This window comes from Streptomyces sp. NPDC059371 (assembly GCF_042751995.1).
Taxonomy (GTDB): Bacteria; Actinomycetota; Actinomycetes; order Streptomycetales; family Streptomycetaceae; genus Streptomyces.
In genome coordinates, this window is sequence record NZ_JBHYXD010000097.1 from 18,434 (window position 1) to 30,199 (window position 11,766).

Sequence of the window (11,766 nt, forward strand, 5' to 3'; positions counted from 1 at the left end):
GGTTCCGCCCCGGGTCCTCGGTTCCGCCCCGGGTCCTCGGTTCCGCCCCGGGTCCTCGGTTCCGCCCCGGGTCCTCGGTTCCGCCCCGGGTCCTCGGTTCCGCCCCGGGTCCTCGGCTCCGCCCCGCGCTCGCGGTTCCGCCCCGGGTCCTCGGCTCCGCCCTGCGCTCGCGGTTCCGCCCCGGGTCCTCGGCTCCGCCCTGCGCTCGCGGTTCCGCCCCGCGTCCTCGGTTCCGCCCCGCGTCCTCGGCTCCGCCCCGCGCCCTCGGCTCCACCCCGGGTTCTCGTCTCTGCCCCGGGTCCTCGGTTCCGCTCCGGGTTCTCGGTTCCGCCCCGCGTCCTCGGTGGCGAGGGGCCGGCTTCGAATTCCGGGCGGACGCGTGCCGCGGGCTGGGCGGTGAACCGCTCGTCGGCGGTCGCCGCCCGGTGCGATGTACCCTTCCGGCATTACCGGCCCAGCCCGCCCCTCAGGAGGAGTCCCGTGCCCGAGCTGCCCGAAGTCGAAGTCGTGCGGCGGGGGTTGGAGCGCTGGGTCACAGGGCGGGTGGTGCGATCGGTGGAGGTCCGTCATCCGCGGGCCGTGCGGCGGCATCTGGCGGGCCCCGACGGCTTCGCGAAGGCGCTCGCCGGGCACCGGGTGGGCGAGGCGATGCGCCGCGGCAAGTACCTGTGGCTGCCTCTCGACGACTCGCCGTACTCCGTGCTCGCCCACCTCGGCATGAGCGGTCAGCTTCTCGTGCAGCCGGAGGACGCCGCGGAGGAGAAGCACCTGCGCATCCGCGTCCGCTTCGAGGACGAGCGGGGCACCGAGCTGCGCTTCGTCGACCAGCGCACCTTCGGCGGGCTGTCGCTGCATGAGAACACCCCGGACGGCCTCCCCGACGTCATCGCGCACATCGCCCGCGACCCGCTCGACCCCCTCTTCGACGACGCCGCGTTCCACACCGCGCTGCGCGCCCGCCGTACGACCCTCAAGCGCGCCCTGCTCGACCAGTCACTGATCAGCGGTGTCGGGAACATCTACGCCGACGAGGCGCTGTGGCGCTCCAAGCTGCATTACGAACGCCCCACGGGAACGATGACCCGGCCGCGCACCGCCGAACTCCTCGGCCACGTCCGCGAGGTCATGAACGACGCCCTCGCCGCCGGAGGCACGAGCTTCGACAGTCTGTACGTCAACGTCAACGGCGAGTCGGGCTACTTCGACCGCTCGCTCGACGCGTACGGACGCGAGGGCGAGCCCTGCCGCCGCTGCGGTACCCCGATCCGCCGACGCGCCTGGATGAACCGCTCCAGCTACTTCTGCCCACGCTGCCAGCGGGCTCCCCGCCCGACCGCCTGACGCCCTGGGCTCCGGGCCCTTGAGTCCCTACGCTCCCTGCGTCGCCCGCGAGGTCTCGCGGGCTTCGCGGGTCTCGTCGTAACGCCCGCGGGCCTCCAGGACGTCGTCCATGCGTCCTTCGACGAAGTCGATGAGGGCCAGCAGACGCTCGGCGATCTCGCGGCCCAGCGGCGTGAGGGTGTAGTCGACGCGCGGCGGGTTCGTGGGCCGCGCGTCACGGTGCACCAGACCGTCGCGCTCCAGCGCCTGCAGGGTCTGCGAGAGCATCTTCTCGCTGACGCCGTCGACCCGGCGGCGCAGCTCGTTGAACCGGAACGTGCCGTCGTGCAGCGCTCCGAGCGTGAGCGAGCCCCAGCGGCCGGTGACGTGCTCCAGCGTGCCCCGGGACGGACAGCCGCGGGCGAACACGTTGTACGCGAGGTCCTTGCCGTCGGCGCACACGCCGCCCTCGCCGCTCCCGGCACGCTCCGTGATCCCCGCGGACGATTCCATGGAGCCAGCATACTCAGCCACAGCGCCACCTGACAGGTTGCACTAACTCCTGGATAGCTCCACGGTGTCCGGCAGTCCTCGGGCGGCTCAGAGACGGCCCAGTGCCGCACGGCCAAGGTGTGCCGAGGACGGCGGCGATGCCCCAAGACAGCAGCGGCAGCATAAGGCCATCGGCATATGCGGCGAAGTCGAGCGAGCCCTCAGTGCGATTACCCAATGTGACTGATTGAATATGCTGGGTGACTAGTCGTGACGTGCACGACGCCCGTAATCAAGGAGAGAACCCTCATGCGACGCGTGCTCATCAGGGCGGCGGGCCTGGCCGCCGTCGGCGTGCTGGCCTTCGCCACGGCGCAGCCCACTCAGGCCAACACCCTCAGCAAGCAGCCCGGCCACGCCGCCGCCGAGAGCGCCGCGTACTTCGTGATGACCGACATCACGAGGGAGGAATTCGTCATCAAGCTGACCAAGCCCGGGGACATCGAGCACGCCCGGGAACTCGTCAGCGGGCAGACCACCGACCGTCCTCACGTGCTCACGCGGATTCTCAAGCGGCAGGCCCCCTTCAACCCGCGCTGGAGCTACCACAACAACCCCGACAACACGGAATTCTTCGACCAGGCCATCGAAGTCTGTGACGCGACCATCCCGTACGTCGAAGACCACACCGACGAAGCCGGCGGTGCCTTCCTGCCCGGCCTGTACTGGTGCGACTGGACCTCGCGCCTCATCAGGGAGATCCCCGCCCCGTAGGTAAGCGACAAGGTCGGCCGCTTCAGGCACGGGGGGCTGCGCGTCGGCGAGCCGTGTCCTGCACACGGTCCTGAAAACCGTCGTGGCAGCCATGTCACCGTGGGTTCAAATCCCACACCCACCGCAGATGAACGGCCCCTGATCAGGCAAATCGGTCAGGGGCCGTTCTCATGCCTGATGTCCGCCAGTCGCCGTGACTCCCCGCTGTATCCCGACCGAACGGGCACGGGAGGGGCACGGACTACTCATTCGGCATCCGGATCTTCGAGGCGGAGGTAATCCGGCGTTTCGAGGAGTGCCGCCCGTCTCCGGGTATCGGGCTCCCGGTCGGCCACCTCTTGGATCACCTGGGCAAGTCTGTGCCGGTCATCGGCGGGGAGCCGGCTGAGCTTGTGCGCGACGTCCTCGAACCACGGCACGCAAACGTCCGGATCAACGTCCTCGTCATCCGTCATGTCGATGGAGACCAAGAGGTTCGCCAGCGCATCGGCAAGCGTGATCAACAAAGGGTCCGTCACGGTGTCCTCCAGTCGTTCGAGAGAGCTGCGCCGGACACTATGAGGTCGGCGGACGGCTTTGGGCTGGAGCAGCCATGGACCGAGTGATCATGGCCCCGTGACCTTCCGGCGAGTCGGGCAGTCGTCGGCCGGAGAGTTGGACGAGGTCGCGGATGATCTCGCGGGCCATGTGGTGATCGCGGATCGGCTCCGGTGCGAGAGTCTCGGCTTCCAGGAGTGCTGCGGGACAACGGTATGCACGCGCTGCGGCACTTCTACGCCTCGTGCTGCTGGACGCGGGGGAGAGCATCAAGGCGGTCAAGCGAGTACCTGGGGCACCATGACCCCGGCTCCACCCTGCGGACGTACACGCACCTGATGCCGTCGAGCGGGAAACGGACTCGGGCCGCCGTGGATGGCGTCTTCACGGATGAAGATTCCACTCACGACGGCCCGGACATGGCCCAGGAGGGCGCTTAACCCTCTGACCTGCGGTTAGCTCAGTAGCCGAAGTCCTGCGTCCACCAAGGGCCGCCCTCGCCGAAGTGGGCTCCGACGCCGAGGGTCTTGAAGTCGCAGTTCAGTATGTTGGCCTTGTGGCCGGGGCTGTTCATCCAGGCTTCCATGACGGCGGCCGCGTCGGCCTGGCCGCGGGCTATGTTCTCGCCGCCGAGGCTGGTTATCCCGGCGTTCGCCGCACGGTCCCAGGGGCTGAGCCCGCTCGGGTCGGTGTGGTCGAAGAAGGCCCGGGCCGCCATGTCCTCGCTGAAGGTCTGGGCCAGGTCCGTCAGGGCGCTGTTCGCGGCCACCGGGCTGCAACCGACCTTGGCGCGCTCGTCGTTGACGAGCTTGAGGACCTCGGTCTCGGCGGCGGACTCCGCGGACACGTTCACCGGAGCCTTGGCGACCGGCGCCTTGGTCTCCTTCTTGGAGGGCTTGGTCGCCTCGGGAGCCTTGGGCTCCTTGGTCTTCTCCTCCTTGGAGGCCCCGTTGCCCTGCTTCTTCGGCGGCTCGGTCGTGGTCGGAGCGGCCGACGGCGACGTGGAGGTCGAAGGGGCGACGGTCGAGGGGGTCGACGTGCGACCGGAGCCACGGCTCGTCGACGTGCCCTCGCGGGCGTCCGCGCTGCCCGAGGTACCGCCCTGCTGGGTCTCCACGCTGGAGGGCGAGCTCGCGGCCTGGACGCTGTCGGAGTTGTTGCTGCCACCGCCGAGCGCGTAGTTGTCGGCGCCGGGCACGACACCGGCCGCGACGGCCACGGTGCCGAGGGCCACGGCCGCCGAGACGCCGAGCAGCCCCGTCTTGACCGGGCTCGGACCCTTCCGCTTGCGGTGCGAGCGGGCGGAGGCGGCGGTCGGGAGATCGGCGACGGCGGCGTAGCCGTACAGGTTCTCCGGGCCGTAGCTTTCCGTGGGGGTCCCGCTCGTATCTGTGACTCCGGTGGCGCGCCCTGTGGCGGCGCGGCCGGCGTCGGAGCGTCGGTGGCGTCCCATCTCTTGGGCCTTCCTCGATCTTGAGTCAGCGATCCTCATTTAAACCTCACCCGAAAGAGTGAGTTTCTAATGAGACTCATTGGGTCGGGACGGTACCCCATGGCGCGTGTGGAGGATGTGCTCCACGAGACATTGTCCGGTTAGCGTGCAGCCATGAACGAGGTTTCACGGCTGGTCGTCTGGGTCCGCGGACGGGTTCAAGGTGTGGGTTTCCGCTGGTTTACGCGGGCCAGGGCGCTGGAGATCGGAGAGCTGAGTGGTTTTGCTCTCAATCTCGACGACGGACGCGTCCAGGTGGTCGCGGAGGGCCCCCGGGCCGGCTGCCAGAGTCTGCTCGACTGGCTCCAGGGAGACGACACGCCCGGCCGGGTGGACGGAGTCACTGAGATCTGGGACACGCCCCGGGGGATCTACGACGGGTTCGCCATCCGCTGACGACGACGGTCCGCGGGGGCCCCGGAAGGTGGCGTGGCGTATGCCACCGGCACCCGTCAGTAGTGGAAATGGCCTGGTAGTTGCCAAGAACGGCGCGAAGTGGCAGGCTCCCGAGATAACGATGATCCCGCCGCCCTGAGGGCCCCACAGGAGTCGCAGCGCCGCCGCTTCAGAAGCCGCGCGACAGTGGGTTGCCCGCCGATACAGGGCGTGATCGTGTTGACCGTCAAACTTTTTGGTGAGACGCTGAAAGCCCCGCGCACCTTAGCTGTTTGGCATGTGGAACGGCAGCAGGACATCAGCAGTGTCAAGCATCGCGGGTGCGATTCCCTCACGACCCACACCGCTTCGGTCGGTCACTCAGTGTGGAGGACCATCCATCATGGCAAAGGCGCTTCTCGGTTACGTCGGCGGTTCCGACCCGCGACTCATTGCCGAGATGCGACGGCTCCAGCAGCGCGTCCAGGACCTTGAATCCGAGCTTGTACGGATCCAGGCCGAGAACGACGCGCTCGCGGCTGCCGCTTCTCACGACTCGATTCTCGAGAGCATCGACGTACCCCAGGCGGAGCCTGCGCTCACCTGATCACTGCACCGCACCATGGCAGCAGTGGTTGGGCGGCCCGAATCAACCGCTACGTTGTCAGATTTGCAAGGGACGCCGTCCGGCGTCCCTTCTTTCTTTCCCCCGAGCGGCCATCCCCGTCATCCCCCCTCTTTAACGTCTGGTGTGCCCTGCGCGTTCATGGGCGAAACCGCGCGTTCATGGAGTGAGACCGGCCCGAAAGGTAGAGTCCGGCGGCGTGCACCTCAAGGCCCTGACCCTGCGCGGGTTCAAGTCGTTCGCCTCCGCGACCACGCTGCGGTTCGAGCCGGGCATCACCTGTGTCGTGGGCCCCAACGGCTCGGGCAAGTCCAACGTCGTGGACGCCCTGAGCTGGGTCATGGGCGAGCAGGGGGCCAAGTCGCTGCGCGGCGGCAAGATGGAGGACGTCATCTTCGCCGGCACCACCGGGCGCCCGCCGCTCGGCCGTGCCGAGGTCTCCCTGACCATCGACAACTCGGACGGGGCGCTGCCCATCGAGTACGCCGAGGTCACCATCACGCGGATCATGTTCCGCAACGGCGGCAGCGAGTACCAGATCAACGGCGACACCTGCCGGCTGCTCGACATCCAGGAACTGCTGTCCGACTCCGGCATCGGCCGCGAGATGCACGTCATCGTCGGACAGGGCCAGCTCGACTCCGTCCTGCACGCCGACCCGATGGGCCGCCGCGCCTTCATCGAGGAGGCGGCGGGTGTCCTCAAGCACCGCAAGCGCAAGGAGAAGGCGCTGCGGAAGCTGGACGCGATGCAGGCCAACCTCGCGCGCGTGCAGGACCTCACCGACGAACTGCGGCGCCAGCTCAAGCCGCTCGGCCGGCAGGCCGCCGTCGCCCGCCGCGCCGCCGTCATCCAGGCCGACCTGCGCGACGCCCGGCTGCGCCTCCTCGCCGACGACCTCGTACGGCTGCGGGGCGCCCTCCAGTCCGAGATCGCCGACGAGGCCGCGCTCAAGCAGCGCAAGGAGTCAGCCGAGGCCGAGCTCAGGAAGGCGCTCCAGCGGGAGGCCCTGCTGGAGGACGAGGTCCGCCGGCTCACACCGCGCCTCCAGCGCGCCCAGCAGACCTGGTACGAACTCTCCCAGCTCGCGGAGCGGGTGCGGGGCACGATCTCGCTGGCCGACGCGCGCGTGAAGAGCGCCACCTCGGTGCCCGCCGAGGAACGGCGCGGGCGCGACCCCGAGGACATGGAGCGCGAGGCCTTCCGCGTCCGCGAGCAGGAGGCCGAGCTCGAAGCCGCCCTGGACGCGGCCGAGCGGGCCCTGGAGGACACGGTCGCGCACCGCGCCGAACTGGAACGCGAGCTGACCGCCGAGGAGCGCCGCCTCAAGGACGTGGCCCGCGCCATCGCCGACCGCCGCGAGGGCCTCGCCCGCCTCGGCGGCCAGGTCAACGCCGCCCGGTCGCGCGCCGCCTCCGCGCAGGCCGAGATCGACCGCCTCGCCGCCGCCCGCGACGAGGCCCAGGAACGCGCGGTCACGGCACAGGAGGAGTACGAGGAGCTGAAGGCCGAGGTCGACGGGCTCGACGCGGGCGACGCCGATCTCACCGAACAGCACGAGGCGGCCAGGCGGGCCCTGTCCGACGCGGAGGCCGCGCTGAGCGCGGCCCGCGAGGCCGCCACCGCGGCCGAACGCAAGCGGGCCGCCACCCAGGCCCGCCGCGACGCCCTCGCCCTCGGCCTGCGGCGCAAGGACGGCACGGGAGCGCTGCTCGGCGCCACGGACCTGCTCACCGGGGTGCTCGGACCCGCCGCCGGACTGCTGACGGTCACCCCCGGCTTCGAGGTCGCGCTCGCCGCCGCGTTCGGCGCGGCCGCCGACGCCGTCGCGGTCGCCACCCCCGCCTCGGCCGCCGAGGCCATCCGGCTGCTGCGCAAGCAGGACGCCGGCCGCGCGGCCCTGCTCCTCGCCGGAGCCCCCGGGGAACCCGACGCCGAAGCGCACGCCCCCGCCGGACCGGCGGACGGCGCCTCCCCCCACGTACCCCGCGACGACGACGCGCCGCCGTACGCCGCCGATCTCGTCCGGGGGCCCGCCGAACTGATGCCCGCCGTACGGCGGCTGCTGCGCGGGATCGTCGTCGTCGGCACCCTGGAGCAGGCCGAGGACCTGGTCTACGCGCGGCCCGGACTCACCGCGGTGACCGCCGAGGGCGACCTGCTCGGGACGCACTTCGCGCACGGCGGGTCCGCCGGGGCGCCCAGCCTGCTCGAAGTGCAGGCCTCCGTGGACGAGGCGGCAGTCGAGCTGGAAGAACTGGCCGTACGCTGCGAGGAGTTGACCGAGGCGCAGCGGCTGGCGACCGAGCAGCGGAGCGAACGGGCCGCGCTCGTCGAGGAGTTGGGGGAGCGGCGGCGGGCCGCCGAACGGCAGAAGTCGTCCGTCGCCCAGCAGCTCGGAAGGCTGGCCGGACAGGCCCGAGGCGCCGCGGGCGAGGCCGAGCGGAGCACCGCCGCGGCCGCCCGCGCGCAGGAAGCCCTCGACCGGGCCGTGGCCGAGGCGGAGGAACTGGCCGAACGGCTCGCCGTGGCCGAGGAGATGCCGGTCGAGGAGGAACCCGACACCTCGGTGCGCGACCGGCTCGCCGCGGACGGCGCCAACGCGCGGCAGACGGAGATGGAGGCCCGCCTCCAGGTACGCACGCACGAGGAGCGGGTCAAGGGACTCGCCGGACGGGCCGACTCGCTGGACCGTGCCGCCCGCGCCGAACGCGAGGCACGCGCGCGTGCCGAACAGCGGCGCGCCCGGCTCCGCCACGAGGCCACCGTCGCCGCGGCCGTCGCCTCCGGCGCACGGCAGCTTCTGGCGCACGTCGAGATCTCGCTCGCCCGTGCCGAGGAGGAGCGCACCGCCGCCGACAGCGCGAAGGCACGCCGTGAGCAGGAGCTCGTGACCGCGCGGAGTCAGGGCCGCGAGGTCAAGGAGGAGCTCGACAAGCTCACCGACTCGGTGCACCGGGGCGAGGTGCTCGGTGCCGAGAAGCGGATGCGCGTCGAGCAGCTCGAGGCGAAGGCGCTGGACGAACTCGGCGTCGAGCCGGCGGGACTCGTCGCGGACTACGGCCCCGACCAGCTCGTACCGCCCTCGCTGCCCGCCGAGGGCGAGGAGCTGCCCGAGGATCCCGAGCACCCGCGCAACCAGCCCCGGCGGTTCCACCGTGCGGAGCAGGAGAAGCGGCTCAAGTCGGCCGAGCGGGCGTACCAGCAGCTCGGCAAGGTCAATCCGCTGGCCCTGGAGGAGTTCGCCGCGCTGGAGGAGCGCCACAAGTTCCTCAGCGAGCAGCTGGAGGACCTGAAGAAGACGCGCGCCGACCTGCTTCAGGTGGTGAAGGAGGTCGACGAGCGTGTCGAGCAGGTCTTCACCGAGGCGTACCGGGACACCGCCAGGGAGTTCGAGGGCGTCTTCAGCCGGCTGTTCCCGGGCGGGGACGGGCGCCTCATCCTGACCGACCCCGACAACATGCTCACCACCGGTGTCGACGTCGAGGCCAGGCCGCCGGGCAAGAAGGTCAAGCGGCTCAGCCTGCTCTCCGGCGGCGAACGGTCGCTGACCGCCGTCGCGCTCCTCGTGTCGATCTTCAAGGCGCGCCCCAGCCCGTTCTACGTGATGGACGAGGTCGAGGCGGCGCTGGACGACACCAATCTCCAGCGGCTGATCAGGATCATGCAGGAGCTGCAGGAGGCCTCCCAGCTCATCGTGATCACGCACCAGAAGCGCACGATGGAGGTCGCCGACGCGCTCTACGGCGTCTCCATGCAGGGCGACGGCGTCTCGAAGGTCATCAGCCAGCGCCTGCGCTGATCACCGGGGCCGCCGCCCGCGGTCGTCCGCCCGGTTCCGGTCCGGGCCGCCGCCTACGGCCGGTCGTCCGGTGCCGGCAGGTCCTCGCCCACGCCCTCGTCGGCGAGTTCGGCGAGCACCTCGGCGTGACAGCGCTCGGGGACGCACCAGCAGCCGAGGCGGTGACCGCGCAGGGCGGGGAGCCGGGCCAGCAGTTCCGGGCGTGCCAGCAGATAGGCGCGGTACATCTCGACGACCTCGTCCCGGGTGCCGTCGTGGCCGGGGCGGAACGGGCTCGCCAGCGGGGATCCGGCCAGGTGCCAGCCGCCCCGGTGCATGGCGCGGCCCACGTACACCACATCGGCGTACGCGGGATCGTCGCGGTGACCCTTGAGGTTGACGACCGTGGTCTGCGCCATGACCGGATCCTCCTCGCTCGGGCGGCCGGGGGCAACGCGAGCACGGCCGAGAACTGACCTTCGTTGGACCATTCGGGCACTTGATGTTCAAAGCTTGAACACAACAGCGTCACATCAGCCGGGATAGTCCCCAGAGGTCCCTAACGACCCCCGGTTTTCACTTCGAAAAGTGAAGGCATAGTCTCTCCGACGTTGCTTTTACCTTCAGGTGGTGGCCCGCGTGAACCTGTGCGCCACTGGTAACCACCAGCGAAGGCTTTCGCCCCCCACCCCCGGCAGCGAGGCCGGTGGCCCGAGGAGTCTTACGTGACCAGCGCATCGCAGGCACCTGTGCCAGGAGTCAAGCCGGCTCCTCCCGAGCATCTCGGGCATGTCATCTTCATCGCGGCGGCGGCCGCGATGGGCGGCTTCCTGTTCGGCTACGACAGCGCTGTGATCAACGGCGCGGTCGAGGCCATCCGGAGCCGCTACGACATCGGCTCCGCGGCCTTGGCCCAGGTCATCGCCATCGCGCTGATCGGCTGTGCCATCGGTGCCGCCGTGGCCGGCCGCATGGCCGACCGCATCGGGCGCATCCGCTGCATGCAGATCTCCGCGAGCCTCTTCACCATCAGCGCCATCGGCTCGGCGCTGCCCTTCGCGCTGTGGGACCTCGCCTTCTGGCGCATCATCGGCGGATTCGCCATCGGCATGGCCTCCGTCATCGGCCCCGCCTACATCGCCGAGGTCTCCCCGGCCGCGTACCGCGGACGGCTCGGCTCGTTCCAGCAGGCCGCGATCGTCGTGGGCATCGCCATCTCGCAGCTCGTCAACTACGCCATCCTGAATGCCGCCGACGGCGACCAGCGCGGTCAGCTCTTCGGCGTCGAGGCCTGGCAGGTCATGCTCGGCGTCATGGTCATCCCGGCCGTCCTCTACGGTCTGCTGTCCTTCGCCATCCCCGAGTCGCCGCGCTTCCTGCTCGAAGTGGGCCGCAGGGACCGCGCCCGTGAGGTGCTCAAGGAGGTCGAGGGAGACAAGATCGACCTGGACGCCCGCATGAACGAGATCGAGCACGCCATGAAGCGCGAGCACAAGTCGACCTTCAAGGACCTGCTCGGCGGCGGCTTCCTCTTCCTGCCGATCGTCTGGGTCGGTATCGGCCTCTCGGTCTTCCAGCAGTTCGTCGGCATCAACATCGCGTTCTACTACTCCGCGACCCTGTGGCAGTCGGTCGGCGTCGACCCGACGGACTCGTTCTTCTACTCGTTCACCACGTCGATCATCAACATCATCGGCACCGTGATCGCCATGATCTTCGTGGACCGCATCGGCCGTAAGCCGCTCGCCCTCATCGGCTCGGTGGGTATGGCCATCGGTCTCGGCCTGGAGGCCTGGGCATTCTCCTACGACCTGGTCGACGGCAAACTGCCGGCCACCCAGGGCTGGGTCGCCCTGATCGCCGCCCACGTCTTCGTGCTCTTCTTCGCCCTCTCCTGGGGTGTCGTGGTCTGGGTCTTCCTCGGCGAGATGTTCCCGAACCACATCCGCGCCGCCGCGCTCGGCGTCGCCGCCTCCGCGCAGTGGATCGCCAACTGGGCCATCACCGCGAGCTTCCCGTCGCTGGCCGACTGGAACCTGTCCGGCACCTATGTGATCTATACCTGCTTCGCCGTGCTCTCCATCCCCTTCGTGCTCAAGTTCGTCAAGGAGACGAAGGGCAAGACGCTGGAGGAGATGGGCTAGCCGTCCGTGTCACCGGTGGCTCCCCACGGCCGCCGGTGACTCCCCGGAACTCGGGGAGAAGGGCCAAGTCCCCGCTGCCCCTCTCCCCGTACTCGTAAAGAGGGCGTGCTGGCCCCCCGGGGCGCCGGGGGTGATAAGATAACGGGGGGGCCCCGTTTTCCGCATATAAGCCCGCGGGGCCCCCCCCCCCCCACCCCCCCCCCCCCCCCCACCCCGGGCGAGAGCG

At 70.2% G+C, this 11,766-nt stretch carries 10 protein-coding genes; 6 read left to right on the forward strand and 4 right to left on the reverse strand.

Annotation, left to right across the window (positions count from 1 at the left end; translation table 11 throughout):
- Positions 1 to 480: 480 nt before the first annotated feature.
- Entirely contained in the window at positions 481 to 1,341 is an 861-nt protein-coding gene (mutM, locus tag ACFXGX_RS35085) for a bifunctional DNA-formamidopyrimidine glycosylase/DNA-(apurinic or apyrimidinic site) lyase (protein ID WP_384799741.1), read from the forward strand.
- Positions 1,342 to 1,368: 27 nt separating this feature from the next.
- Here mutM and ACFXGX_RS35090 read toward each other — a convergent pair whose 3' ends face one another.
- On the reverse strand, positions 1,369 to 1,833 hold the full coding sequence (locus tag ACFXGX_RS35090; RefSeq protein WP_384799744.1) for a winged helix-turn-helix transcriptional regulator: 465 nt from the start codon (positions 1,831 to 1,833) through the stop codon (positions 1,369 to 1,371).
- Positions 1,834 to 2,121: 288 nt separating this feature from the next.
- Here ACFXGX_RS35090 and ACFXGX_RS35095 point away from each other — a divergent pair, with 288 nt between their 5' ends.
- Positions 2,122 to 2,586 (forward strand): calmodulin-binding protein, encoded by a 465-nt coding sequence (locus ACFXGX_RS35095; protein ID WP_384799747.1) that lies wholly within the window; start codon positions 2,122 to 2,124, stop codon positions 2,584 to 2,586.
- A gap of 245 nt (positions 2,587 to 2,831) precedes the next feature.
- Here the strand turns inward: ACFXGX_RS35095 and ACFXGX_RS35100 are convergent, their stop codons facing one another.
- Positions 2,832 to 3,104 (reverse strand): hypothetical protein, encoded by a 273-nt coding sequence (locus ACFXGX_RS35100; RefSeq protein WP_384799750.1) that lies wholly within the window; start codon positions 3,102 to 3,104, stop codon positions 2,832 to 2,834.
- 479 nt (positions 3,105 to 3,583) lie between these two features.
- Positions 3,584 to 4,576, reverse strand: coding sequence for a CAP domain-containing protein (locus ACFXGX_RS35105; protein WP_384799752.1), 993 nt, complete (start codon positions 4,574 to 4,576; stop codon positions 3,584 to 3,586).
- A gap of 153 nt (positions 4,577 to 4,729) precedes the next feature.
- Between ACFXGX_RS35105 and ACFXGX_RS35110 the strand changes: the two genes are divergently transcribed.
- The 3 genes from ACFXGX_RS35110 to smc all read left to right on the forward strand — a co-directional run bounded on the left by ACFXGX_RS35110 (position 4,730) and on the right by smc (position 9,417).
- Positions 4,730 to 5,011 carry an acylphosphatase gene (locus tag ACFXGX_RS35110; protein ID WP_328447682.1) on the forward strand — a complete coding sequence of 94 codons (282 nt, stop codon included), beginning with the start codon at positions 4,730 to 4,732 and terminating at the stop codon, positions 5,009 to 5,011.
- Between the two features lie 382 nt (positions 5,012 to 5,393).
- Positions 5,394 to 5,597: a hypothetical protein gene (locus ACFXGX_RS35115; RefSeq protein ID WP_355773424.1), complete on the forward strand. Its 204-nt coding sequence runs from the start codon at positions 5,394 to 5,396 to the stop codon at positions 5,595 to 5,597.
- A 217-nt stretch (positions 5,598 to 5,814) separates the two neighbouring features.
- Entirely contained in the window at positions 5,815 to 9,417 is a 3,603-nt protein-coding gene (gene smc, locus ACFXGX_RS35120; RefSeq protein WP_384799756.1) for a chromosome segregation protein SMC, read from the forward strand.
- 53 nt (positions 9,418 to 9,470) lie between these two features.
- Here the strand turns inward: smc and ACFXGX_RS35125 are convergent, their stop codons facing one another.
- Positions 9,471 to 9,815 (reverse strand): DUF4326 domain-containing protein, encoded by a 345-nt coding sequence (locus ACFXGX_RS35125; protein WP_384799759.1) that lies wholly within the window; start codon positions 9,813 to 9,815, stop codon positions 9,471 to 9,473.
- A 306-nt stretch (positions 9,816 to 10,121) separates the two neighbouring features.
- On the opposite strand from ACFXGX_RS35125, the gene ACFXGX_RS35130 reads away from it, so the two are divergent.
- Positions 10,122 to 11,540, forward strand: a complete 1,419-nt coding sequence (locus ACFXGX_RS35130) for a sugar porter family MFS transporter (protein WP_384799762.1) — start codon at positions 10,122 to 10,124, stop codon at positions 11,538 to 11,540.
- Positions 11,541 to 11,766: the final 226 nt, after the last annotated feature.